Annotated in this window: 22 protein-coding genes and 1 pseudogene; 8 read left to right on the top strand and 15 right to left on the bottom strand. The window is 33.8% G+C overall.

Annotated features, from left to right (window positions below):
• Positions 1-44 precede the first annotated feature (44 nt).
• The 3 genes from J7E44_RS03490 to J7E44_RS03500 all read right to left on the bottom strand — a co-directional run bounded on the left by J7E44_RS03490 (position 45) and on the right by J7E44_RS03500 (position 2,102).
• Positions 45-800: an SDR family oxidoreductase gene (locus J7E44_RS03490; protein WP_214825656.1), complete on the bottom strand. Its 756-nt coding sequence runs from the start codon at positions 798-800 to the stop codon at positions 45-47.
• A 57-nt stretch (positions 801-857) separates the two neighbouring features.
• Positions 858-1,253: a helix-turn-helix domain-containing protein gene (locus J7E44_RS03495; RefSeq protein WP_214825658.1), complete on the bottom strand. Its 396-nt coding sequence runs from the start codon at positions 1,251-1,253 to the stop codon at positions 858-860.
• Positions 1,254-1,349: 96 nt separating this feature from the next.
• A complete protein-coding gene (locus tag J7E44_RS03500) occupies positions 1,350-2,102 on the bottom strand; it encodes a response regulator transcription factor (protein WP_214825660.1) in 753 nt (250 codons plus the stop codon).
• 104 nt (positions 2,103-2,206) lie between these two features.
• Between J7E44_RS03500 and J7E44_RS03505 the strand changes: the two genes are divergently transcribed.
• Positions 2,207-2,854, top strand: a complete 648-nt coding sequence (locus J7E44_RS03505) for a DUF1349 domain-containing protein (protein WP_214825661.1) — start codon at positions 2,207-2,209, stop codon at positions 2,852-2,854.
• 65 nt (positions 2,855-2,919) lie between these two features.
• On the opposite strand, the gene J7E44_RS03510 is transcribed toward J7E44_RS03505, so the two are convergent.
• The 3 genes from J7E44_RS03510 to J7E44_RS03520 all read right to left on the bottom strand — a co-directional run bounded on the left by J7E44_RS03510 (position 2,920) and on the right by J7E44_RS03520 (position 4,572).
• Positions 2,920-3,792, bottom strand: a complete 873-nt coding sequence (locus J7E44_RS03510) for a LysR substrate-binding domain-containing protein (RefSeq protein ID WP_214825663.1) — start codon at positions 3,790-3,792, stop codon at positions 2,920-2,922.
• A gap of 92 nt (positions 3,793-3,884) precedes the next feature.
• A complete protein-coding gene (locus tag J7E44_RS03515) occupies positions 3,885-4,094 on the bottom strand; it encodes a hypothetical protein (RefSeq protein ID WP_251040463.1) in 210 nt (69 codons plus the stop codon).
• A 268-nt stretch (positions 4,095-4,362) separates the two neighbouring features.
• Complete coding sequence (locus J7E44_RS03520) at positions 4,363-4,572, bottom strand: hypothetical protein (protein ID WP_251040464.1); 210 nt, start codon at positions 4,570-4,572, stop codon at positions 4,363-4,365.
• A gap of 575 nt (positions 4,573-5,147) precedes the next feature.
• Between J7E44_RS03520 and J7E44_RS03525 the strand changes: the two genes are divergently transcribed.
• Positions 5,148-5,483, top strand: coding sequence for a hypothetical protein (locus J7E44_RS03525; protein ID WP_214825668.1), 336 nt, complete (start codon positions 5,148-5,150; stop codon positions 5,481-5,483).
• Here J7E44_RS03525 and J7E44_RS03530 read toward each other — a convergent pair whose 3' ends face one another.
• The 5 genes from J7E44_RS03530 to J7E44_RS03550 form a co-directional block, all read right to left on the bottom strand.
• A complete protein-coding gene (locus J7E44_RS03530; protein ID WP_214825670.1) occupies positions 5,484-7,058 on the bottom strand; it encodes a Na+/H+ antiporter in 1,575 nt (524 codons plus the stop codon).
• Between the two features lie 138 nt (positions 7,059-7,196).
• Positions 7,197-8,612 carry a carcinine hydrolase/isopenicillin-N N-acyltransferase family protein gene (locus J7E44_RS03535; RefSeq protein ID WP_214825672.1) on the bottom strand — a complete coding sequence of 472 codons (1,416 nt, stop codon included), beginning with the start codon at positions 8,610-8,612 and terminating at the stop codon, positions 7,197-7,199.
• A gap of 39 nt (positions 8,613-8,651) precedes the next feature.
• Positions 8,652-9,335 (bottom strand): TapB family protein, encoded by a 684-nt coding sequence (locus tag J7E44_RS03540; protein WP_214825674.1) that lies wholly within the window; start codon positions 9,333-9,335, stop codon positions 8,652-8,654.
• Between the two features lie 99 nt (positions 9,336-9,434).
• Positions 9,435-10,142 carry a LytR/AlgR family response regulator transcription factor gene (locus J7E44_RS03545; RefSeq protein ID WP_214825676.1) on the bottom strand — a complete coding sequence of 236 codons (708 nt, stop codon included), beginning with the start codon at positions 10,140-10,142 and terminating at the stop codon, positions 9,435-9,437.
• On the bottom strand, positions 10,139-11,212 hold the full coding sequence (locus J7E44_RS03550) for a sensor histidine kinase (protein ID WP_214825678.1): 1,074 nt from the start codon (positions 11,210-11,212) through the stop codon (positions 10,139-10,141). The genes J7E44_RS03545 and J7E44_RS03550 overlap by 4 nt, the downstream gene beginning before the upstream one ends.
• A gap of 160 nt (positions 11,213-11,372) precedes the next feature.
• Between J7E44_RS03550 and J7E44_RS03555 the strand changes: the two genes are divergently transcribed.
• Together J7E44_RS03555 and J7E44_RS03560 are read left to right on the top strand one after the other, a co-directional pair.
• A complete protein-coding gene (locus tag J7E44_RS03555) occupies positions 11,373-12,575 on the top strand; it encodes an MFS transporter (protein WP_214825679.1) in 1,203 nt (400 codons plus the stop codon).
• A gap of 152 nt (positions 12,576-12,727) precedes the next feature.
• Positions 12,728-13,132 carry a hypothetical protein gene (locus J7E44_RS03560; protein WP_214825680.1) on the top strand — a complete coding sequence of 135 codons (405 nt, stop codon included), beginning with the start codon at positions 12,728-12,730 and terminating at the stop codon, positions 13,130-13,132.
• Positions 13,133-13,213: 81 nt separating this feature from the next.
• Here J7E44_RS03560 and J7E44_RS03565 read toward each other — a convergent pair whose 3' ends face one another.
• Entirely contained in the window at positions 13,214-14,494 is a 1,281-nt protein-coding gene (locus J7E44_RS03565) for an epoxide hydrolase family protein (protein ID WP_251040465.1), read from the bottom strand.
• 358 nt (positions 14,495-14,852) lie between these two features.
• On the opposite strand from J7E44_RS03565, the gene J7E44_RS03570 reads away from it, so the two are divergent.
• Positions 14,853-15,287, top strand: coding sequence for an organic hydroperoxide resistance protein (locus J7E44_RS03570; RefSeq protein WP_214825681.1), 435 nt, complete (start codon positions 14,853-14,855; stop codon positions 15,285-15,287).
• A 57-nt stretch (positions 15,288-15,344) separates the two neighbouring features.
• Here J7E44_RS03570 and J7E44_RS03575 read toward each other — a convergent pair whose 3' ends face one another.
• From J7E44_RS03575 to J7E44_RS03585, 3 genes and pseudogenes are all read right to left on the bottom strand, one after another.
• Positions 15,345-16,664 carry a serine hydrolase domain-containing protein gene (locus tag J7E44_RS03575; protein ID WP_214825682.1) on the bottom strand — a complete coding sequence of 440 codons (1,320 nt, stop codon included), beginning with the start codon at positions 16,662-16,664 and terminating at the stop codon, positions 15,345-15,347.
• Between the two features lie 30 nt (positions 16,665-16,694).
• A pseudogene (locus tag J7E44_RS03580) lies at positions 16,695-17,426 on the bottom strand (penicillin-binding transpeptidase domain-containing protein); the annotation flags it as partial.
• A gap of 345 nt (positions 17,427-17,771) precedes the next feature.
• Positions 17,772-20,411 (bottom strand): glycoside hydrolase family 2 TIM barrel-domain containing protein, encoded by a 2,640-nt coding sequence (locus J7E44_RS03585; protein ID WP_214825686.1) that lies wholly within the window; start codon positions 20,409-20,411, stop codon positions 17,772-17,774.
• A gap of 336 nt (positions 20,412-20,747) precedes the next feature.
• On the opposite strand from J7E44_RS03585, the gene J7E44_RS03590 reads away from it, so the two are divergent.
• The 3 genes from J7E44_RS03590 (at position 20,748) to J7E44_RS03600 (ending at position 26,178) form a co-directional block, all read left to right on the top strand.
• Positions 20,748-23,558, top strand: a complete 2,811-nt coding sequence (locus J7E44_RS03590) for a TonB-dependent receptor (RefSeq protein WP_214825688.1) — start codon at positions 20,748-20,750, stop codon at positions 23,556-23,558.
• A 14-nt stretch (positions 23,559-23,572) separates the two neighbouring features.
• Positions 23,573-24,598, top strand: coding sequence for a phytase (locus J7E44_RS03595; protein WP_214825691.1), 1,026 nt, complete (start codon positions 23,573-23,575; stop codon positions 24,596-24,598).
• Positions 24,599-24,732: 134 nt separating this feature from the next.
• Positions 24,733-26,178 (top strand): serine hydrolase domain-containing protein, encoded by a 1,446-nt coding sequence (locus J7E44_RS03600; RefSeq protein ID WP_214825693.1) that lies wholly within the window; start codon positions 24,733-24,735, stop codon positions 26,176-26,178.
• The last annotated feature ends 51 nt before the right edge of the window (positions 26,179-26,229 follow it).

The following is a 26,229-nucleotide window of genomic DNA, read 5'->3' on the forward strand; positions in this document are numbered from 1 at the left end:
AGCGACAGTTTTCACAATCGCTTTTTTCATCATTTTTTGGTCACTTATCTGGTGGTATATCCTCCATTTGCAAATATGGTTTGGCCTGTAATCCACCAGCCATCACTTACTAAAAATTCTATTAATGGTGCTATATCTTTTATATCAGTTAAGCCTCCTAATGCAGAAGCAGATTTATGATAGTTTACAGCATCATTATTTTCTTGTCCGTAAAAGAAAGGAGTATCCATTGGTCCGGGTGCTACGGCTGTTACGGAGATCCCACGATCACCAAATTCTTTGGAAGCCATTCTAGTAAAATGTTCTACAGGTGCTTTTGCTCCTGCATATGTTGAGTACAACCCTGTGTAAGCAGCTAATAATGATGTTACAATTGTACATATCTTACCATTGTCATTTAATTTTTTACCGGCTTCCTGAATAAAGAAGTATGCCACTTTAGAATTAATATTAAACATGGAGTCATATTCTGCTTCAGTAGTTTCTACAAAGGGTTTCTTAAGAACCATTCCAACTGTATTGATGGCAATATCAATCCCACCGTAGGTTTTTACCGTTTCATCAAATAATTTAGTGATATTATCAACTTTTGTAAGATCTCCCTGAAAAAGAAAAGCTTCAGCTCCTAAAGCTTTGACCTCCGCTAACGTTTTCTCACTTTCCTTTTTTGAACTTTCACTGTTGTAATGAATAGCAAGCTTTGCTCCTTTTCTGGCAAAATCTCTGCTTAGCAAGCCACCAAGGTTCTTTCCACCACCAGCTATTAATACCACCTTTCCTGTTAGGTCATTTTTCGACATAATTATGTATTTTTTAATTAGTATGTCTTACAAATATGATTATTAGCGATGATGTTTCTATGGTGAACTTTTCGGTAATTTATTCTGATTTATGTTTCTATACTCTCCTGGAGTCAGATTCGTCCATTTTTTGAAGAATTTGGAAAAATTGGAAGGATCATAAGTAAATATTCTGGCTATTTCTGCAATGGACCGATCAGTTTCTGACAGCATGATCTGAACCTGTTCAATAATTTTAGTATCGTAAAAATGACAAGGATGATTTCCTTTTTCTTTTTTAACCGTATCGGTAAGGTGTGTATGAGAAATCGCAAGATGTACAGCTATTTCGTTAAGTTCCATAAATTCAGAAGTATTACCAGAAATAACATTCTGAATATGCTCATCTAAGAATGCCAGATACTTATTGGTAATTTCTTCTCCTCTCTTTACATTTTTTTCTTTTTTCTTCATATACGTAGCTTTATGTCTTTTACTAAAAGTACGAATTAAAAAAAATATACCGAATATATATGGTGAACTTTTATGAACATCAGAACACTCTATTAATTAATGAAAGCTTTCATTAAAGGCCTTTATTGAATTTTTTACTTTCAGTTTTTCAAGAATATTCTGTCTATGGCGGCTAACTGTATTAACGCTTATAAATAGGAATTCTGCAATCTCCTTACTGGTAAAACCCTCGCCTACAAATTTCAAAATCTCTAATTCCCTTTGCGACAAAATATTCCTGTAGTTAAGTTTATCCTCTACTACTACTTCTCCTTTTACAGAGTTTACAATGAGAAAATCTGAAGGTAAAAGAATTGACTGATCTATGGACATACTATAGAGACATAATGCAAATCTAAGTTTTCCGTTGTATGGTGAATACACATAGAACATCCTATGCTGCACAAATTTATATTCCTCATTTTTGTCTTTTATCCGTATTCTCGACAAAACACTATAATCCTGTCGTGCTTTAGGTTTCAATGAATCCATGAGTTTGAAAAATCTTAATTCGTGAATGTATTTTTTAAGCTTATCATCAGGATGTATTTTTTTTAATATCTCCTCTTCCCAAATGGAATCGATGAGCATAGGATTTTCATCCACATTTAAACCTAATTCGAAAGCTGTATTGGATTTATAAACATAGCTCTTATTAGCCTGCATGTCGCTTAATACTGAAATTGTATTTTCGATTTGAGAATACATGAGAGCAGTATTCTTGTAAGTATCAATACCCAATAAACATTCATTGCTTTTATTTAGATCTTTGTTTAGCAATTTTTCATTCAACGTTTCTACAATCTTCATAAAATGGTTATTTATCAGTATTGATGATAATACGGTTAAGTTATACTTTTGCTAAATTAATAATTTACATCCAGTTATACTTATAACAATAGATATTTGTAAAGATGAAGAGAATAATTTTAAGTTTTTGTGCAGTACTTCTTATAAATAAGAGTTTCGCTCAGACATTAGAAAAAATGACATGGTTTAATGAACCTGAAAAATGGGAAGTTAAAAACAATACTCTATCAATGTTTGTTACTCCACAAAGTGATTACTGGAGGATTTCTCACTACGGTTTCACAGTAGATGATGCTCCCTTTTATTATACAACCTATGGTGGAGAATTTGAGGCTAAGGTAAAGATCAGCGGAAATTATAAAGCAAGGTTTGATCAGATGGGCCTGATGCTTAGAATAGATAAAGAAAACTATATCAAAGCGGGAATTGAATTTGTAGACGGAAAATATAATTTAAGTACTGTGGTAACTCATACAACCAGTGACTGGAGTGTGATCACTTTAGACAAAACACCATCAGCAGTCTGGATAAAAGCAGTAAGAAGACTGGATGCTGTAGAAATTTTTTATTCTTTTGATGATAAAAATTACATCCTGATGCGTAATGCCCACCTTCAGGACAATATCCCTGTTATGGTAGGACTCATGGCTGCATGCCCGGACGGAACAGGTTTCAACGCTACATTTGAAAATTTCAAGGTAAAACATTTGCCTGATGAGCGTCGTTTAAAATGGCTTGAGAACAATAAATAACGATTGAATTACACTTCAATATACAGTCAATTTTTTTTTAATTACCTCTCTTTTTGGGAGGTTTTTTATTGATCTGCCTTTAAGAAATCATAAAATACTTTTGCTGACTTTTTTGTATAGGCATCTTTTAAGGATACAAACATAGCAGTCCGTATCATATTTTTTCCTTTAATGGGAATGGTAACCAGTTGATCCTGATCTATTGCAGTAGTTTCTGCTAAAATAGTATGCCAATTTCCACTTTTAACAACCTCTAATAAAGCCGCAACATCATTTATTTCCATTAAAACATCAGGTTTAAGTTCATTACTTTCAAATGCTTTCATTACAAACTTTGTGGTACTATATCCATTTGTTGGCATAGCAAGAGGAAGGCCTACAATTTCTTTAAGGGTCACATTTTCTTTATTTGCGAGAGCAGAATTTTTAGAAACAACCAAAGTCATTGGTGAAGTAAAAAGGGGTATATAACTGAAGAGCTGTTCTCTTGTCCCTTTCGCAAAAGTAAGGGCAAAGTCAAGCTCTACATGATGAAGCTTTTCCATGAGTTCCGAAGTAGTTCCGAATACGATGTTAATTTTAACATAGGGATATGTATCTGAAAAACGAATCAGTGCTTTAATCAAAGTTGACCGCAGACCATAAGTAACGCCAATCGTCAGCTTTCCGCTTTTCAATTCTTCCAGATCCCGCAGTGCCAATAAGCCCTCCTGAGACTTTAAAAGAGATTTTTGAGCATATACTCCAAAAACCTTACCCGCCTCTGTAAGTGTAATCCGTTTTCCAATTCTGTTGAATAATGGAGTTCCTAATTCTTCTTCCAGCTGTTTGATCTGTTGTGAAAGAGTACTTTGGCTGATATATAAATGATTAGCAGCTTCCGTGAAGTTAAGTAGTTCTTTAGCTTTTAAAAAATATCGTAGCTGTCTAAGTTCCATTTACAATTGATTTTAGAATGAATATTTCTAAGAAAGAATTACAAATTTAGAAAATAGACAGCTTACAAATCTATTTCATTAAAATAAAACAATTAGCGTTTTTTAAAACTCTTGGAAAGTGATAGTTCTGAAGCTTTATCGTCTTTAAATGTAAGTGTTAAAATAATTCTTTTCCCTAACCAGGTTTTTCCAACTTCATAGTTCCAGACATCCTCCTCAAAACGATTCAAACCATACCCCATTTCTTGTCCAACTTCATAACGGGTCATACCAATTAAATTAATAAATAGTTCTTTTTTCATCATAGTGTTTTGCCTTGGATCATCAAAACACAGACCACAACAGGGCATAACATACCAGTTTTTATAATAATTTTTTTAAAATTAAATTACTAAAAAACAGCTGATTAACCTTTTTATAAAAATGTTAAAAAAAAATAAATTAAAAAAGATATAAATTGTTAAAAGTGTGTATTATTAGTCATTTTGGACGATGTTTTTACCTAGACTTATTTTAACATATTTTAGAAAATAAATTTTGATAATTGTAGATTACATCAAAATAAAACGTTTAACATTTTTTGAAACTTTTAAAAAATATGATTTCCGAAGCTTTTTTTTCCTTGAATTTAATGGATAGAATAATTCTTCTTCCTATCCATGTTTTTCCAACTTCATAAGTCCAGATTTCATTAGCTGGAAAATTAAAGCCGTCTCCTATTTCTTGGGTAATTTCATTACGTGTCTTTCCAAGCAAATGCTTGAACTTTTCTCTCATCATTGTTGTGTGTTTGCCAATCATTATCAAAAAAGAGACCAAAATAAATACGACATCACCTCTCAATTCGACAATAAATACCTCATTCTTAAATAATTAATTTTTTACTTTTATTAAATATTATGGATGAATTATTTTACTCAAAATCAATTTTTTATTGAATAAAAAGTAAGGCTGAAAAATTTCGATGGGGAACTAAGTAATTTTCAGCCTTAAACATTTGTACTTCTAGAAAAGTGTATCTAAGTGATTTGCTTTTTTATTAATATACCATCCCTCTAAAATGACATTGTTTTAATAGCAGAAGCAATAATACAAAAGTATAATGATAAGGCTATAGAAGAAAATTATTTCTATAGAATAAAAATCACAACAGGTAGAAATAGTTCTACATAAAGGATAGTTTTTATTTGAAATTTGCTAGTTCATTGGTAGTGATTCAACAAGAATTTTTCAAAAAAATAACATCTTTTAAATTATTTAAGTATTTTGGTTAACTTTTTGAAGTCTAAAAATTAAAGTAATATATAATTATCTGTTAGAAAAAATTATTAATAACTAAAAACTATTGCCAAATTATGATTTTTGAAGACGAATCACATTCAGTATTGCAGGACAAACATAATTTATCGTTTGTAAAAAATATTATTAATTTTCACGGAGATAAATCATTAATATTAAATTCTTTACAAAAGATAAAGAATTGTACATTATGTGAATTAAAGAAAAAAATAATTGATAAGTATATTAAAGATTACACGCAGCATTTAAATCAATACATAGAAAATGAAGACCTCAATGCAGTACCTGAAACTTATAAACTGTCTCCTGCCTATGCGAGACAATCTTACAATAAAGTTTTAAAAGAAAATGAATATCTACAAAGACTTTTATCAATCATCAATATGGATTGATTAATGGGTGTATTTTATTCTTTCTTCCTCCAGATCTATTCTCATTAAATGTTTTCTGATGACATCTTCATCATACTTATCACCATGATTCTGATCAACAAGCCACATCCTTTGCTGATTTAGGATATCCAAATATGCAAGTTTAACTTCCGGAGAAACTTTGATCTGAGCATCATCACCAATCTTCCCTTGCCATTTATCATGGATATTCTGTAAGAACGGACTTATAGCAAGCATCTCACCGTAATTTTTAGTAATGTGTTCTAAAGTATATTGAGCCATATTCCTTTTGATCAATTCATCAGCTTCTTCATCGGGTAGGTGATCATTAAAAGATGGCATATTCACTTTTTTAATTATATAAGGCAAAGTAAGTCCCTGGAGTAACAGGGTCGTTAATATAACAATGAAGGTAATAAATAAGATCAGGTTTCTTTGTGGAAAATCTGGCCCACCCGGATATAAATGAATTGGAATCGAAAGTGCTGCAGCTAAAGATACTACTCCACGCATTCCGGTCCATCCCAAAATAATTGGAGCTTTAAAACCGGGACTGGCATCAGCTACCGTGATATAATTACGGGCAATTAAAGTGATGATTACAGCTCCATAAGCAGACAAAATTCTCACAAAGATCAAAACCCCGGTAATTAATAATCCATATCCAATTGCAGCAGAAAGACTTACCCCTTCTAATCCTGAAGTAATTTCAGGTAGATCTAATCCTATCAACATAAACACCAAACCGTTCAGTACAAAAGCAAAGCTTTCCCATACATTGATTCCCCGTAACCGTGATGAGGCGCTTAAAATACGATGTCTATGGTTAGATAAAAGTAAACCACCACTTACTACAGCTAAAACTCCGGAGCTGTGTACTTCCTCAGCACCGATATACATGATATACGGAGCAACAATCGTAAGGATAGTATCCATATTGGCATCTGTAGGAAGATACTTATGACCTTTCATAAAAACCCATCCTATCAGTAAACCAATTCCCACTCCACCAATAACCATCCAGGAAAAACTTAATGCTGCTTCATGCCAAATAAACTGTCCGGTAGCGACAGCAATCATTGCAAACCGAAGAATTATAAGTGATGATGCATCATTCAAAAGACTTTCACCTTCTAAAATAGATGACATCCTTTTAGGAACTTTCACAAATTTCAGAATAGCACCTGCACTTACAGCATCCGGAGGAGAGACAATTCCTCCTAATAAAAAACCAAGAGCCAAAGAAAATCCGGGTATAAAGTAATTAGCAACAAAAGCGACGGTAATTGCTGTAAGAAAGACAACAATAAAAGCAAAACTTCCAATAACCCGTCGCCATTTCCATAATTCTTTCCATGAAATGGACCATGCTGCTTCATATAATAAAGGAGGAAGAAATATAATAAAAATCAGTTCAGGATCAATCTTTATAGCCGGAATGCCAGGAATAAAACTAATTAATAATCCAGCAATCACTAAAAGTACCGGATAGGCAACTTTTATTTTGTTAGCCAACATAATCAGCAATATAATGGCTACAATTAGTGATAAGTAAAATGGGAAATTTTCTATCATTTGTGTTATGTTTTCAGTATTGCAATGATAATGATTTGCAGACTTTTAATCCAAAAAAATCTTTACATTTTGCAAAATTACTACGAATTTACACAATAGATTAATTTTAATCTTCTAATCGATTTTAAAATGAATATTTTAAAGGAATAAAAGAGAATTAATGTGATCTCCTTTCCAAGTATACAAGTAATTAACTGGATCTGGAAGGTAATACACATCATCTACTAAAAATTTATATTGATGAATTCCTTCCGGTATATCAACTTCGCAATACCAGTATCCATTTTTCTTTTCCATCTTTACAGGACTTTTAAGCCAGTCTGTAAAATCGCCGATAAGCTTTACATTTTGTGCTCCACTCCATTCATTGATTTTAAATATCACCTTTTGATCTTGTCTTTTATAAAACAGATTGGCAAGATAATCATCCTTATGATGTTTAAGAACTGTATCAAAGTATGAATTACTGATGGAAAAATCATGTCTGGACTTATATGCAATTCCTAACCAGTTGCTGATGTCAACACTTTTTTTCTCATATTTCTGTAGATTAGAAAAAAACTGAATAGCATCATCTGTTTTGTTTTCTTTCAATAAATTGACACCAAACTGTACTGCCTCATTATTTTTGAAATTATAAGCTTTGTATGCGCTTTTTCTCAGTTCATTATATTCATTAATAGCGCCTGTGATTCCTTTTTGTTCGTACTGATCCTTCAATATTTTGGATAGCCCAAGAGGGAAATAAGCTGTTATATCTTTAGAATGTTTTCCTTTTTTAAGTTCTTCAGTAAGATTAATGATCCTGGGGGTTTTAAAATCATTTTTATAATAAAGGATCATTTCCCTGTTTTTTAAGTTAACAACCATTGAATAATTGGTGACCACATCGCCAGGCCACTTTTGAGAAGATTCTTTAAGAATGTCGGAAATATTATTTTTATTGTAGTGTTTGAAAGTATCTAATTTCGAGTACGCTGTTTCTCTTCTCCAGCAAGCTTCTTTATGTCCGTTAGCGATACAGTAATTTGTTAATGTAAAATTTCGGTCTGTCTTTTTAATCACGTAATTACCATGAACGGTAGCATAGTTTCCAGTAGCATCACCAATAAAAAGCTGAGCTCCGGAAAGTTTGACAAGATTAAACTGATTGATAAACATTAATGCTTCTTTAACAGTCTTACAGGTTTTCAAAATATCGTTGACTACCTCCTGCTCTCGTGTCTTTTTTGAGGGATCAGCAATAACAGGAATATTATCAATTGCTGTATAATCAAGGAAGAGTCCATACTCATTAAGTCCTCCCTGCGGATATTGCCACATCACAGGATCATATCCTTCATGTTTTTCGGACCAAAGCATATATCCAAATGAATTATTTTCTTCAGGGAAATACCAAAACCTATAATTCATATCGGGGCTTTCGTCTTCATTGTTTCCTATCCATACCTGTTTTCCATCATTAGCCATAAAAATGGTACAGGCCTTCAAAAACGAAACACTGAAAAAAAATAAAGAAAATATAATATAAATTCGGGTTCTGATGGTATTCATGTTTACTATCTGTACATGTTAATTTACATCTTTTATTTTTCACTTTTGCTCATTCTCTCCCTCTATTGAAGATAGAACAGCGTATTCTTCCAGCACTCCTCCCTTACTATAAGATTCTTTTTTTACAATGCCGTATCCAGGTGTAAACCATTCTATTATTTTCTTATTTAAAGGTATTGAAATCCCTGCTATATTGTATTTTACATTTAAATTATATTGTATTTTTTCCGTCTTATAATCTCCGGTGGAAGTTTTAATGATCTCCTGCCCGATCACTTTTCTATCAATAATGCTATAGAAAATCTCGATTTTTCTCTCACTAACACTTATTTCAAATGATTTGTTAATATCTTCACCAAGTTTCTGCCCGATTTTCATATCTGAAGGATAGGATAGATAAGTTTCAATACCAGGCAGGGTAGAAATAGGAACATTAATTTTAAGATTGTTTCTGATGCATAAAGTACGATTTGGCAATTCTTCTTTTACATTACCCTCAGGATTATAATTGACAATCGAATTATCAGATAAGGCAATACCTTTTCCTAAGCTTACATTTTTTATAATCTCTATATTCTTTCCTAAGATATTTCCTTTAGAATCATATTGTATAAATGTGACTACTCCATCTTTTCTGAAATAATAAAAATCAGAACAATTTTGTGCAGAAAAGCAGGTATTTCCCAGCATAATAAATAAAATATAACCTCCGAAAATTTTCATGACATCGTTTTGGTTCTTGAACAAAAATATCAATTGACATCAAAACTGAGAGCTCATTTTATACTTAGGCCGCTATTTTTTATACAAAACCGAGAGGTATTATTTATTGATGAAATTGTTTATAAATTCATTTCGATAGGTAGTTCCTAAAGGCAGTTCAATTCCATTAAGATGAACATTATGTGAAGAGACAGAAGTTACATGGTGATAATTGACAATATATGATTTGCTGATCCTTTTAAAAAACTGTGGCGGAAGATGAGAAAGTATTGTTTTAAGATTCATTGCAGTTATAATTTTATTATCCTTACTGTTGATGACAGAATAATCCTTCATCCCTTCAATAAAGAGAATATCTTTATGTAGTATTTTGTAAATTCTGCGGTCAGCTCTTATAATAATACTGTTTTCTTCAATAGATTCAAAGCTGCTTTTTTCATAATCTTCGGAAAGAAAATAACTAAATTCAATTGCCTTAGCCACCGCTTTTAAAAATCGATCTTCTTTAATAGGCTTCAAGAGATAATCTACAGCATCAATTTCATAGCTTTCTAAAGCATATTGGGCATGAGCTGTAGTAAAGATAACCAGTGTTTTTTTTGGAATACTCTTCGCAAAATCAATTCCATTTGTTCCAGGCATTTCGATATCCAGAAAAACCAGGTCAACTAAATTATTTTCCATGTATAATTTAGCTTCATTAGAATTCTTAAAATGTCCTTTCACAATGAGATCGGGAACCTTAACAATTAAATTCAGTATTCCTTGTCTTGCGATAGGTTCGTCATCTACAATAATACAGTTCATAATGTTAAGTTTAATTCCACTTTAAAGACATTATCTTTGTTCTCTATCTTAAGATCATGCTTCTGGGGAAAAAGCAATTGTAGTCTTTTTTTGATATTCGTAAGTCCAATACCTTCATTCTTTTGTTTTTGATTAGTATCTGAATTTGTGGAATTGATACATACAAACTTCAAATTATTATTTTCAAGATGGAAATTTACCTTTACAAGAGGGTTTTCATTATCGATATGCTTTACAGAATTTTCCACAAAAGGAATAAAAAGCAAAGGTGGAAGAAAGATGTCTTTTTGTGATCCCGTAAATGAAATATCATATTTGAAATTATCCTTCCTCAATGATTCTACAAAAAGAAAATTCTTTATAAAAGTAACGTCAGCACTTAGTAAAATAGAATCTTCAACCCCATCGTAAATCTGATATCTTAATAAGTCAGATAAATTGATAATGAGCTTGGAGGCGAGTTTGGGATTAGTATCTGTGAGAATATTAATATTGTTCAGCGTATTGAATAAAAAATGCGGTGAAATCTGATTTTTAAGTATCGAAAGTTCATTTTGAAAATTAAGCTTCTGAATCTGATTTAGTTTTTCAAGGTGTATGATCAGATATTGAAAAACTTTTATGGCCGTTGTAAAAGAAATTAAAATGATAAAAGTGGTTAAGAAATAGATCAGTCCTGACAACCAATTTTGACCTAAAGTTGAATCTTTTGAAACCCTGTAGTCAGAGAGTAAAATCTCTGCAGAGCAAATGATTAAAAATGTTATCACACCTATCATAAGTACAGCAAGGACATATTGATATACTTTCCCCTTTAATAAAAGCTTCGGAACAAGGAAATAAATATTAAAGTAGAAAACAAGCATAATGTAAATAAAATCAACAATACCTGCGTAGAAATTAACTTCAGCCGTATATCCACGGTCTTGCGGATTGATAACATACAGTAAAAGAAAAATAGTAAATAGAAGCGCATGTCTTAAAATACGGTATTTCTTCGATAACAAAAATAACCGCCACAACTTTTGTTTTCCAAGATCACCACCAGTTTCTATCAGGGTTTCCTCCATTTGTATAATTAATAAACTCAAAACTACGAAAATTCCGAATCTTTACAGTTGATCGGTTTCAACGATCAATATTATCGAAAATAAACGTTTTATAGATTAAAAAATTATCAGGAAATTTGTATAACCCTTTACAGACATTAATCAAAAGGATATTAGACTTATGAACCTACCTGAAAAAGCACATAAAAAAGACAAACGTTTTCAATATATCAAATTATGTATTTTTCTATCCGGATTATCTGTATTTGCTCAACTCTACCTTTTTCAACCTCTTCTTCCTCTTGTAGCAGATCATTTTCATACTACTGTTGGAGATAGCTCTTTACTTGTCTCATCATCCACAATAGGAATGGCTGCCGGTCTTTTTTTCTTTGCATTTAATGCAGATCGCTATTCAAGAAAGGGGCTTATGGCATTTTCACTGCTATGTTCTGCCTTACTGACCATTATTTCGGCATGGATTCCCAGTCTGAGTCTGTTGATTGCAATTGGCATTTTAAAAGGTTTTGTTATTTCCGGTGTTTCTGCGGTAGCCCTTGCCTATCTCACAGAGGAAGTTCATGCTTCTGTTGTGGCTCTTGCCATCAGTATGTACCTGAGTGGAAATACGATTGGCGGCATGAGTGGAAGAATATTCGCCACACTTCTTGCCGGAGAGCTGGGCTGGCAGAATGCTGTACTTATCATCGGGATTGAAAGCCTTATTCTGGGATTAATATTCTGGAAATTATTTCCGGGATCAAAATTCTTTAACCCACAAAAGGTTGACTACCATTTGAAAATAAAACAGATGAAGAAATTCCTTACAGATCCTTATATGCGTCGATTGTATTTTGTTGCAGCTCTTCTGATGGGAGCTTTTGTAAGTGTATACAACTATCTCACATTTCGTTTAGAGGCAGCTCCTTTTTCTCTTAATCATTTTTATATTGCATTTATCTTTCTGATGTATACTTTTGGCGTTTTTGGAACGATGATCACCAGTCGCTTATCAAAAAGGATGGAACAGAAAAGTATATTAAAAGCGTCAATTCTATTTATGGTTGCGGGAATTTTATTATTACTTTCTGAAAATATATATATCGTAATTTTTGGACTGGGATTATTTACATTGTCATTTTTCGCTGCCCATACTATGGCCAGTCAGATGACGGCACTTCGTGCCAAGGATGGAAAATCTTCTGCTACTTCAATGTACTGGCTTTTTTATTATTTTGGGTCTAGTATCTTAGGAAGTGGTACAGGCTACCTACTCCATGCTACTTCTTGGAGTTATTTTATTATATTTCTTATCATTGCAATACTTGCGGCATATTCATTAACATCACTGAAATTTAGCATAATCAACAAAATTCAACCCTAAAAACGATTTATTTTAAGCTATATTTAATAATCCATAAAAATTAACCCTATATATTAACAAATATTTAAATAAAATATATTCTGTAAGGCATAGTATTTGCAACTGTATTCACTACCACATCATTTTTAATAACCTCCTTAACACTAAATATTATGAACGTTGCAGACCTTAAGATTAGAAATTTAGTAGAGTACAAAAATCAAATTTTCACTATCACAGAGATATTTCAAAATAATACGAAAGATTATTTTGTAAAAATTGAAAATGATATTCATAGTATTTCTGCTCCGGCAGATGCCATCAACCCTATCCAGATCACTGAAGAGTGGTTGGAGCAATTTGGATTTTCAAGAACATACAGTTCGGAACAACGGATTCGTTACGAACGACCGGAAGAGTTTATCAAGTATGATATTGACTTGAGTCCGAAGAAGATTGTTGAGGGACTAAAAATTTATGGTAATTCTATCCGGTGTAAATATATCCACGAGTTTCAAAATATATTCTCATGTTTATTTGGAAAAGAAGCCTTCACACGAATTCAGATTCATCAATAAATTGGATTCCAAGGACAACTATAATAAACCCACAACTTTAAAAAGTTGTGGGTTTATTAATTTTTAAAATTTAAAATCTTTTTATTTTCTTAAAGATTTAAATGCTGCGCGAAGTTCCCTGGCATAGATCTGAGGCTCTTCCCATGAAGCAAAATGTCCACCTTTTGTGACTTCATTAAAATAAGTAAGGGTTGGATAAGCTTTTTCTGCCCAAGTCTTTGGCGCCTGATAGATCTCCCCAGGAAATACTGTAATGGCAACTGGTACTTTTATTTCTCTTGTTTTCTGTTCTACCACGTTGAAATTGTTATTATTATTTTCCCAATACAGCTGTGCAGAGGAAACGGCAGTATCTGTAAACCAATATAAACTGATATCATCTAACATTTCGTCTTTTGTAAGTGACTTTTCAGCATTCCCACCGCTATAAGTCCATTCATTAAACTTATCAAGGAAGAAAGAAGCAAGCCCAACCGGTGAATCTGTAAGTCCATATCCCAGCGTCTGAGGACGGGTAACCATCATTCCTGCATAACCACCACCACGGGTATATAATTTATTCAATGAAATGAAAGCTGCTTTTTCTTTATCGGATAAGCCTTCCGGAGCAGGATCACCTGCTTTTAAAACATCTGCGATTTCCGCCGGTACTGTTGCGGGCATATTTACATGAATTCCTAAAAGGCCATCCGGAGCCTGACGTCCCATAGCATCAGCAATTACAGCACCCCAGTCACCTCCTTGTGATACATAATGATGATACCCCAAACGTTTCATCAATACATCCCAGCTTTTTCCTATTTTTTCCACACCCCACCCTGTTCCTTTTGGCTTTTCAGAAAAACCATAACCCGGCATGGATGGTATAACAACATCAAAGGCATCTTCAGCTTTTCCACCGTATTTCGTTGGATCTGTAAGAGGATCGATTGCTTTTAAAACTTCAAATACCGATCCCGGCCATCCATGAGTAATGATCAAAGGCATCGCATTTTTATGTTTTGAACGGACATGGATAAAATGAATATCCAAACCATCTATTTTAGTAACAAATTGCGGCAATGAATTCAGTTTGTTTTCAGCTTTATGCCAATCGTAGGTGCTTCCCCAATACTGTACCAGGTCTTGAATTTGCTGTAGCTTTACACCTTGTGACTGATCCGCAACGGTTTCCTTTTCCGGCCATCTTGTGGCATTGATCCGCTGACGGAGTTCTTTAATAGCGGCCTCAGGAATACTAACATGATAAGGGCGAATGGCATCAGCATCTTTTGCTGTATTCTGCGCAAAGCCGGTTACTGATAATAATAAAAATACACCTGTTGTAAGTGTTGTTTTTAGGTTGTTTCTTTTTGTTTCCATTGTTTTGATTTTAAATAAGTTGATTTAGAATTATTTCTTCGGCAAATGTATTTTGCTTACGAGCACTAATCAATCACCTCTTACTTCAATCAGACTAAATAGACATTGAACCGGTCATTTCAAAACTTAAAATCTACAGAGCTCTTTTTAATGATTATGATGAAGAATATCTATCTTGTTTAGCATTACCATTATTAGAAATAATTGTCTGAAATTATCTTTTAAAACATTGCCGTTTCCAATTGTCTGTTTCACCTTTTAAAATGACGACCTCATCTTATTTTCATTGGTTTTCATTTAGGATTAAGGCTTCCTTTGCAAAGCATTTTAAATGTATTATTAACTAAAATTTACAGTAATGAACAACGATCAAAAAACGGCAGGAATAGAAAAAGTATTATACACTGCAAAAACACACACTACAGGAGGGAGACAGGGAAATTCCAAAAGTGATGACGGAAATTTAGATCTCCTACTATCTCCTCCGGGATCAAGCATTCCAGGAACCAATCCAGAACAGCTTTTTGCCGCAGGCTGGTCAGCATGCTACATTGGGGCACTAGGATTAGCTGCTAAAAAATTAGGCACAGCCATTCCTTCTGATACTCACGTTGATGCGGAGGTTGATCTGGGAATGAATGGTGGAGATTTTCTTTTACAGGCTCGCCTCACTGTTAGTCTACCAGGTTTAGATAGAAATATTGCAGAGCAATTAACAGATCTTGCGCATCAGACCTGTCCTTATTCCAAGGCAATCTATGGGAATATTAATGTAACGACCACTATTATTTAGTCCAAAAAAAAATCCACAACTTCAATGCTGTGGATTTTTCTTTTCCTTGAATTTCTATTAATTTACCTTTTTAGTTTTCAGGTGAAGTCCATCTGATATCATCTCGAGCTCGTAAACTCCTGTATCTTTATTCAAAGTAAATATCAGTCCATCATTTGAAGCCGGATCAAAGAAGAAAGTGGTTTCAGAATCAGGAACCCCTTCAGTTACCTCACCATTTTTATCTGTAATGTATAATTTTCCGTCTTTTACATTAATGATCAGATATTGAGTTTGGTCGACCTCTAAGATATATTTACCCTCATATCTTTTCATTATTGCTTCTGAAAGGTTGATCTTTACTCTTTTTATTGCAGTGGGAACCTGATATGGCTTTCCATCAAATATCTTCACAATATCTTCTGTAACCTGCTGAATTGGAATTCCGGTGTAGTTACTGACAAAAAGAAAGTCGAAGCCCGTTTTCCTATTTTTATAAAAATAAGCTCTATATCCTGGCCGGCCTCCTGCTTGAGCCAATACTTCATTTTCATCAAATAGTTCTTTAATAAGAGCCTTCTGAAGATGTTTCCCGTTAAAACCTTTTTTAGAAAAAAGGTACAGATCATTAATTGTTGAAACGTAATTACCTGTTTCAAACCGATCAAGATCTTTTGCTGAAGCCATTACTATTTTACCATCTTCATTATCAAATCCCCGTACAAATTTTTTGGAAAGCTTTTTACTATTGTATTCATTTGTACTCTTTAGACCAATAGGATCAAATATTTCCTTTTTTATAAATGCCAGATATCCGTTAGGTGCCGTTTTACCAATAATATAATGGAGGATTAAAAAACCAATATTTGAATATAGTGTTTTAGTTCCCGGTTCAAATAAAAGTTTTTCTTTTTTCGCCAGTTCAATGATTTGTTCACCGGTTAGTTTATCAAATTTTTCATAATCCTTAATTTCTCTAGGCAGTCCTGACTGATGGTGTATTAAATGATTTATGGTGATTTTATTTCCTTCGGGGAAATCGGGAATAAACTTAGACAGTGGATCATCTAAAGATACTTTCTTTTCTTCAACAAGCTTCAGTATTCCATATTTTACAAATACTTTAGATACAGATGCTATAATAAATCTACTATTCTTCTTCACCTTTAAACCTTTTGGTTCACCGGATAAGTTGTAGGTTTTTTTAAGAATAATGTCTCCATCCTTTGCAATGATCACATTTCCATTAAACTGTTTTAAGCTTGTTAATGCTGAAAAATACTCATTTGTTTTCTGTTTTATTTCATATTTTGTCTTATCGACAGAAAGCTGCTGCTCCTGGCCGAAGCCAAACAAATACAAAAATGTAAAAAGCATCAATGCAAGTTGATATTTCATAATTATTTGTTTTATATAAATTTCATTTTTTTAATTAATGACCTCCAGATCCCGAAGAACATTTTTAGTAATTTCTTTACGGCATTTTCCAAAATCAGGGTTATTAAATTTTCTATCCTGCAAAAGACGAGTTGCAAAAAAATAAACTCCCTTTGGATTTTCTACGAAGCCTACCCACCAACCGGTATTTATTCCTTTATCTCTGGTCCATCCTGTTTTTGAACGAATGATGTAGTTGTCTTTTTTTTCTGTGATCATTACTTTTTTTACAATCTGTATATTCCTTTCTGAGAAAGGAAGCTGTTCATCATAGAGCTTCTTTAAAAACTCTACCTGATTAACGGTTGAAATTTCGAATGCTCCAAAATTCCAGAAATCAGCATCCTTTTGTGACAGATCTCCATTCCCATAATGGCTGAGTGCCAGGTATTTTTTATATTTCTCCTTACCTATTTTCTTTGCCAATTCTACAAATACCCAACCTGCTGATACTTCAAAAGCTTCTTTTACACTCATATCATGATAGATATCCGGCCTGTAACCATACTTTAGTGTATCGGTTTTTCCAATCCATTTCACTACTTGGTTCTCATCTTTAATCGTTTTGGTTTCCAGAGCAATCAACAAATTGATGATTTTAAATGTGGAAGCCGGCAATGTTTCTTTACGGACACTCATTGTATCAGAAGCAAACCACTTCTTTTTCTGGTTATCAAAAATTACAATAGATCCATCAATACCACAGTCTTTAAAATAATTTTTCGTCAGAATAATTTTATCATTATTCTTCCACAAATCAGCATCATCAGCTGTTATGATATTTTTTTGATTTTGTCCAACGCAGGTTAAACTTAAAAACAAACTCAGTACTACGAAAATTTTATTCATATTTGAAAAGTATCGATAAAAATTCGAAGTTATACAAATAGGACAAAATCTTTTTTATCAGCCCATCTTGTATGATCAAATATATATACTCAAAAATAAGTCCTGCTTACTTTTTATACATATACATCGTTTTTTTATACAAAAAAGAATTGACCTCTCAATAGTAAAGAGGGGTATGAAAAAGCCCAGATCACAATCCGGGCTTTTTATTTATTCTATCTAATAAAGTTTTCTTATTTGCAGACCATTTAGGATAGGCTCGCCCTGTTTAGGAATAAAATTTATCGTTATACCCTGTCCTTCTTTCACCAACAATGTTATCTTAGTATTATATGCTGTTATTGGTTTCAGGTAATTATCATCAGAAAGATCTTCAAGGATGGTAAGTCCATTCACTGCTACATCAAACCTGCGTCCTATTCCGGTTTTGGTATTCTGATTGGCATTGTTTTCCAGATTATAGACCAGTTTTTCCTGTTGCTCCGCGCTAAGAAGTTCAGCAAAGTGTAATGTTAATTCATAAAATCCATCAGGAACATCAGCCTTAAAGGTCTTCAAACCTATACGTTGTGTTTCGTACATCGCATCATATGAAGTTCCAAATATATTTCTCCTTGAACCGTAACGCTCACCCTTTTCATCTTCTTTATATATTTTCCCACCGATATATCCCCAACTTCCTGCTTCATATTCTTTTTCCGGTACCCAGGCTTCTTTTGTCAAATCATCTTCAAACATTCTTTGATCTCCCATGCTTACATTTAAAGTAGAAAAAGAATTTTCTTTGCTTTTTAACTGATTGGCTATAACATGGAAATCAATATTAACAAAATCTTCCTGGCCATCATTGGTTATAGCTTTAAGTGTATTATTTCCATTTTTGAAAATACAGGTAAAAACAGCTTTACCTTCATTCATACTTTCTGCACCTATCAACTGTCCATTAAGCCAGAGTTTTACTTCTTTCTGATTGGTATATACTGTGACTGGCTGTGTTGCATACGTATCACTTCCCTGATCTGCCTGCTGAGCACGATATAACCAGTCCGACCCTCCGATTTTTACAAAAGGTTCCTTTGCCAGTAAAGCCTTATAAATAAAGTAACTGTCTTTGGGTTTGCGGTCGGTAGTTAGCAAACCCTTGTTATTAATATGCGGAACGGCTTCCTGACGGCTTTCATTCCCAAATTCTGCAAGATTCCAAACGATTGCCCCTGCAATGAAAGGATATTTTTTAATTGTTCTAATATATGCTTCATGATAGAGATTCGCGTATTCCTGGGTTTTATCGAAAATTGTAGGTTTAAAATTATGAAGACGATAATCTGAATCAGCGCCAAATTCTGAAATGATCAAAGGTCTTAGGGGATATTCTTTATGATGTTTTAAAACAAAAGTCTCAAAATCTTCAAACTTTCCACCATACCAACCCTGATATAAATTCCATCCTGCAATTTTTGGAATATCGATGAGACCTATCCTTTTATATATATCAAAATCGCCATGAAATGCAATCATGGTATATCTTTCACCATCTTCAGCTCTGCATAAAGCCTCCATCTTCTGGGCGAGCTCATAAAGATTTCCCCAATACTTTTCTCTTTCAGGCGTTTTATCTTTATACAGCGGTTGGATAAGGGCCTCATTCATATAGCTCCACATTATTACACTGGGATGGTTATAATTCTGGCGAATCATTTCACGTTGCATGTCCAGCATATTACGGGTATAATTTTCACTTTCAGTAATCTGATTATTACCTGGTGTTTCTACTGCTGTTAATATTCCCAAACGATCACAAGCTTCCATAATAGCCGGATCCTGTGGATAATGTGAAACTCTTAAAAAGTTTCCGCCCATATCTTTAAGCCATTGCACATCATTGATATGCAAAGCATCAGTAAGAGCAGAACCCATTCCTTTAAAATCCTGATGCCTGCTCGCTCCCATAATTTTATAGGGTTTTCCATTGAGATAAAATCCCTTTTCCACATTAAAATGGTACCATCTGAAACCTAGTGGATTAACGACTTCATCATAAACTACATTATTTGATTCATCTGCTAATTCGCTGACAACCTTATATAGATTAGGATCTTCCGGACTCCACAGATCGGGTTTTTTGATATTTTTTATCTGTGTAGTAAAGTTTCCATTTTTATCAGGTTTGCTTTCTGAAAACGCTATTTTTCTTCCCTCCTTATCATAAACTGAAGTTTTAATTCTGATCTTTTTATCACTGATTATCTTTCCCTTTATCTGTATTACAGCTGATTCTTCATTAACACTCGGAGTACTGATAAATACACCATTAGTCGCATAATTATCCATATCAAAATGATTTTTATCGACGGCAATAAGATAAACATCACGATAAATACCTCCATAAACGCTAAAATCACCTCCTAGTGGGGGAATATCGGAATTATGACTGTTATCAAGTTTTACTTTAATTTCATTTTTACCTTCATGTAAAGCTTTAGTGATATTAAAACTAAAAGCCAGATAACCGCCTAAATGAGTTCCCACACTTATCCCGTTTACGAATACTTCTGCAACCTGACTCGCCCCTTCAAAATACAGATAGATACTTTTCTCTTTCCAGCCCTGGGGAATGTAAATTTCTTTCTGGTACCAGCCAATCCCCCGATAATATCCAGCTTCATCATCCATTACATCTTCGGCATTCCATGTATGAGGAATATTAATATCTTTCCAATAGTCTTTATCACTTTCGCTTCCACCTGTTCCTTTGTGAAACTGCCATGAAGTATTCATGCTTTGTTTGATGCGCTGCGAAAATAGCAGAACTGGTAGTAGTAATAATGCAGGTATAATGATATTTTTTAACTGATTCATGGTATTAAAAGATTTATGAAAGACATAATATCTCAAAAAGAGACAAAAACAAATTTAATTGAAATAATTGGGTATTATAAAATTTTCCTTCGTTTAAATAATTTAAAAGAAAAGATAAAATGCTTATGATTACAGCTATACGTTGTTTCAACAAAAGTTTCTTTCAAATCGTGAGCTTATATAAATTAAAAAGCAACTTAAATACTTTATATATTCATTAAAATTTTCTCTCATAATTGACAATTTGTTCATATTTTTTTAAAACAACCTTAATCTTAATTTGATGCCTTCCATCGTGTCAACCATTATTTTTACGCTGAAATTTAATATACTAAAGTGAAGAAAATTTTTACATCTGTTTTATTGTGTGCATCGATCTATTTTTATGCACAATCGGGAACTGTTTCCGGAAATATCAATGATGATTCAAAAATTACATTACCCGGAGCTAAGATCTCCCTGACTCCAGGAAATATTTATACTACATCAGATGAACATGGAAACTTTATATTCCTGAATGTTCCCGCAGGAAACTATACGATGAAAGTAGATTACATCGGCTATGGAAGCAACGAATACAATGTTCTTGTTGAAGCTGATAAAAATACAAAGCAAAATATTGTTTTCACAAGAAAGGAAACGGAAATCCAAGAAGTTGTAGTAACAGGAGCTACCCTTCGTAATCAGGCCAGAGCTTTAAACAAACAAAAGAACAATGCCAATATTACAAATGTGATCTCTTCTGATCAGATCGGACGTTTTCCGGACGCTAACATTGGAGATGCACTAAAACGTGTTCCTGGAGTAACCATACAAAATGACCAGGGTGAAGCCAGAAATCTGATTATCCGGGGATTGGCTCCTAATTTAAATTCGGTAACCTTAAATGGTGACCGTATTCCATCTGCGGAAGGAGATAACAGAAATGTTCAGATGGATTTAATTCCTTCTGATATGATAGCAACTATTGAAGTCAACAAAACACTGACTCCGGATATGGATGCTGATGCTATTGGAGGATCTGTCAATCTCATTACAAGAGCTTCTCCAAACGGACAAAGGCTTTCTGCAACGCTGGCAGGTGGTTATAATCCGATTCGTGAAAAAGGAAATTATACTGCAGGTTTCGTTTATGGAAACCGTTTTCTTAATAAAAAACTGGGCGCTGTTTTCAGTTTTTCTTATAACAATAACAATTTTGGATCAGATAATATTGAGCCTACCTGGAGTCTTGCGGATGATGTAGCAAAAACAGCATATATAAGTAAGATGGGTGTTCGTTATTATAATGAACATCGCATCAGACACAGCTTTGATTTGAATATGGATTACGAATTCAATTCAAAAAATAAGATCTATGCTTCAGCAATGTATAATTTCAGGAATGATAAGGAAAACCGATATGCTTTAGGTTATAAAATAAAACCGGTTTATAATACGGATGAAACAGAAATCACAGGCTGGACAGGAAGTATTACAAGACAGGACAAAGGTGGAGATGCCGATAATGATAATACCCGTCTTGAAAAACAAAAAGTTCAGAATTATGCTTTGAGAGGTGAACATGTATTAGGCTCTAAGATCGATCTTGACTGGTCCATGAATTATGCAATGGCAAGTGAAGAAAAACCTCATGAACGGTATATAGAATTTGAACGTAAAAACGTAAACTTTCTAAGTGATCTGAGTGACCCTAAAAGGCCAATGATCACACCGACAACAGCAGATAACCTGGGCGGCTACAAACTAAGTGATCTTTCAGATGCAAATAGTTTCACTCAGGAAAAAGAATTTGGCGCAAAAGTGAACCTTCGTTTTCCTTTTTCAGTAATTGAGGATCAAAAAGGAAGATTGCGTGTAGGAGCGAGATTACGTCTGAAAGAAAAAGAAAGAAACAATGATTACTATGCTTTTGAACCGGTAAATAGTATGGGAAGCCTTTTAACAGTTCCTACTTCTTATTTCGATGGACACAACTTTCAGGCGGGCAATTATGTTCCGGGAACTTTTGCCAGTGCAGCCTATATGGGAGGTCTTGACCTCTTCAATCCTAATTTGTTTAAAGGAGAACTTAAACCTGAAGAGTTTCTTTCCAATAATTACAGTGCAAAAGAACATATCTATGCAGGATATATCAGATGGGATCAGGATTTTAGTGATAAATTCTCTATGATCGCAGGAGCTCGAATTGAGACTACAACAATAGATTATACAGGAAATTATGTGATGGATGAAGACGATCTTGTAGGAAAAATCAATAATACGAATACCTATACGAATATTCTACCGAATGTTTCCTTTAAGTATGTTCCTGAACAAAACCTTGTTCTTCGTGCTGCCTTTACTACAGCTTTAGCCCGTCCTAATTACTATGCATTGGTTCCTTTTCTAAGTGTCATCTCAGCAGATGAACTGATCTCAGCAGGAAATCCCAATCTGAAAGCTACTTACGCCTATAACTTTGACTTCATGGCCGAAAAGTATTTCAAATCTGTGGGTATTCTTTCCGGTGGTGTATTTTATAAAAACCTGAAAGACTTTATTTATACCTATTCGAGAAAAAATTATACTGCTGCTGATTTTGCGGGAGATTTTGCGGGTCAGACCAATCCTATTTCTGAGGGAGAAGGCAATTGGAGATTTACCCAGCAAAGGAATGGTGATAATGTAGATATTTACGGTTTTGAGGTTGCCTTACAAAGACAATTGGATTTTATTCCGGGGGCATTTTGGAAAGGCCTGGGTGTTTATGTTAATTATACTTATACCAAATCAAAAGCTAAAGGAATCACTAATGAAGAAGGCGTTGAAAGAACAGATGTAGGATTACCGGGAGCTGCTCCCCATATGTTCAACGGATCTCTTTCATGGGAAAATAAACGTTTCTCAGCCAGAGTTTCTATGAACTATGCATCCTCTTATATCGACGAATTGGGTGGCACCTCATTTGATGACCGTTACTATGATAAGCAGTTGTTCCTTGATGCTAATGCTTCCTATAAAATTACCAGCCAGCTGAGAGTTTTTGCAGAAGCTAATAATTTAACTAATCAGCCGTTGAGATACTACCAGGGAATTCAAAGCAGAACAACTCAGGTTGAGTATTACAGACCCAGATTTACAATGGGTGTAAAGTTTGATTTTTAATGATTAAAGAAAAAATGACAAAAATAAATAAGAGTATAGCTATATTAACTTTCCCTTTACTGATCAACTGCATTGGGCAAAATCAGTTAGGAAAAAAAATAGTGCCTACTGCTATCACAGAGCAGGTAGGTTATGATACCGATGATCCTGCCATATGGATCAATCATCAGGATGCGTCAAAAAGCATTATCATAGGAACTGATAAAGATTCTAATGGTGGATTATATGTTTTTGATCTGAATGGAAAGATCATCAATAAAGTTCTGGGATTAAAGCGTCCAAATAATGTAGATCTTGAATATGGTTTATCTTTAAATGGAAGTAAAATAGATTTTGCTGCCGTTACGGAAAGAGAAACCAATAGTGTAAAACTTTATTCACTTCCTGATCTCAAGGAAGTGGGCTCATTCACTGTTTTTGATGGTGAAACAGAACGGTCTCCAATGGGAATTTCTATTTATAAGAACCCTGCAACAGATGAAATATTTGCTATTGTTGGAAGAAAGTCAGGGCCTAGTGACGGTTATCTCTGGCAATATAAATTAACAGAAAAAGAAGGGAAAATTACCGGAGAAGTTGTACGGAAATTTGGAAAATACAGTGGACTGAAAGAAATAGAAAGTATTGCTGTAGATGATCAATTAGGATACATTTATTATTCTGATGAGTTATTTGGTGTCCATCAGTATTATGCTGACCCTTCAAAAGGCAATGAAGAGCTTTTGGTTTTTGGAAAAGGAGATTTTAAATCCGATGTAGAAGGAATTTCTATTTATGCCACCTCTCCAACAACAGGATACATACTGGTCTCGAATCAACAGAAAGACACATTCAACGTTTACCTGAGAGAAAACCCTTCGAAAGGAAAAATTGCAGAAGTCCCTGTATCAACCAGTGAAAGTGATGGTTCAGAGGTGACAAATGTGAACCTGGGACCAAAATTTCCAAAAGGGATATTTGTAGCGATGAGCAATGGTAAAGTATTTCATATTTATGACTGGAGAACAGTAGAAGAAAAGATCAAGGCCACCATGAAATAAATTAATCTACACTTTTTTAATCTTGTAAACCATTGTAACTTAGTTGCAGTGGTTTTTTTATAAAGTTTCCATATTTACAATTTCTGAACCTTGCGAACATTTTACTTTACACGTTGTAAAAACAATCACATTTCATGTTCAAAAAGTACCTTAAAATAAAGATCTTAATGATCCTGATATTCTTTAATATCTCTTTTGCTCTTGCTCAAGAAAACAGTAATGCGGTTAAAAATATAGAAAAACAATTGGCTGTACTTGAGAAAGAAAATAATTTAAGCGGAGTCGTATTGATCGCTAAAAATGGTAAACCTATTTTTAAACAAGCCTATGGGATGGCAAATATTGCAGATCATATTCCCAACAAAATCAATACAAAATTCAATCTGGCATCCATGAATAAAATGTTCACGGCAATGGCTGTTATGCAATTGGTACAGGAAGGCAAAATATCGGTTCAGGATTATGTAGGCAAGTACCTCACAGATTATCCTAATAAGACTGTTCATGATTCAGTGACCATTCATCAGTTATTGACACATACTTCAGGGCTGGAAAGTTTTTGGGATGAACACGCTAAACTCGCGAAGGAAAAGTTTAGAAATACTTCCGATTACCGCCCCTTATTTGTTGATAAAAAACCGATTTTTAAACCCGGAACACAAATGCTTTACAGTAATACGGGATATATGATATTGGGACTCATTATAGAAAAACTAACCGGAAAAAATTATTCTGATTATGTAAAAGAAAAGATCTTTGTCCCATTAAAAATGTATGATACAGACGCTTATGAACTCGATGATGCCATCCTCAATATGGCAACAGGATATACGATGTCAGTGGAAAAGCCCGGTCAATGGAAAAATAATACCTTTTTAAATGTTATCAAAGGAACTCCAGCAGGAGGTGGATTTTCAACTGCTGAAGATCTACTCAAATTTGCGGATGCGTTACAGAATAATGTTTTACTCAATAAAAAAAATACCGAAATCTACACCAAAGGTTCTTTAAAATACCGTGATGCCAGGTACGCCTATGGAATCATTGAAAGCGATATCAATGGTCATCGCATTATAGGACATACTGGAGGACATTATGGCATTGCCAATGAACTGATGATCTTTACAGATATGGGATACACCGTGGTAATACTGACCAACGGAGAAGTCGAAAACTATTGGGAAGCAGGTAATTTCATTAAACAACAATTGGCTGGTACAACACCTGCATTGGATAACTTTTTTTACACCAGAAAAGTGATCAGGCAGATTTCTGATCACGGATATGAGTCTGGCAAGAAAATGATATCAGATGATTCCGGTAAGCATGTGTTAAAAGAAAACCTCATAGAAAGATATGGTTACAAATCACTATTTGAAAGGAAAAATCAACTGGCTATAGATTTATTTATAACTAACATTTCCCAATTTCCCGATTCCAGCTACGGCTATTATAACTTAAGTGAAGCCTATAGAATTTCCGGGCAAAAAAAAGAAGCTATCGCCTATTTAAAGTGCTATTTAGAGAAGGAACCTACTGACCAGGATGCAAGAATAAAATACGAAAAACTCGCCCATTAATTATAAACAAACAAGAAGCCTCTACTATTAAGTAAAGGCTTCTTTCCACCA

The organism is Chryseobacterium sp. ISL-6, from assembly GCF_018613715.1.
Classification (GTDB): domain Bacteria; phylum Bacteroidota; class Bacteroidia; order Flavobacteriales; family Weeksellaceae; genus Chryseobacterium; species Chryseobacterium paludis.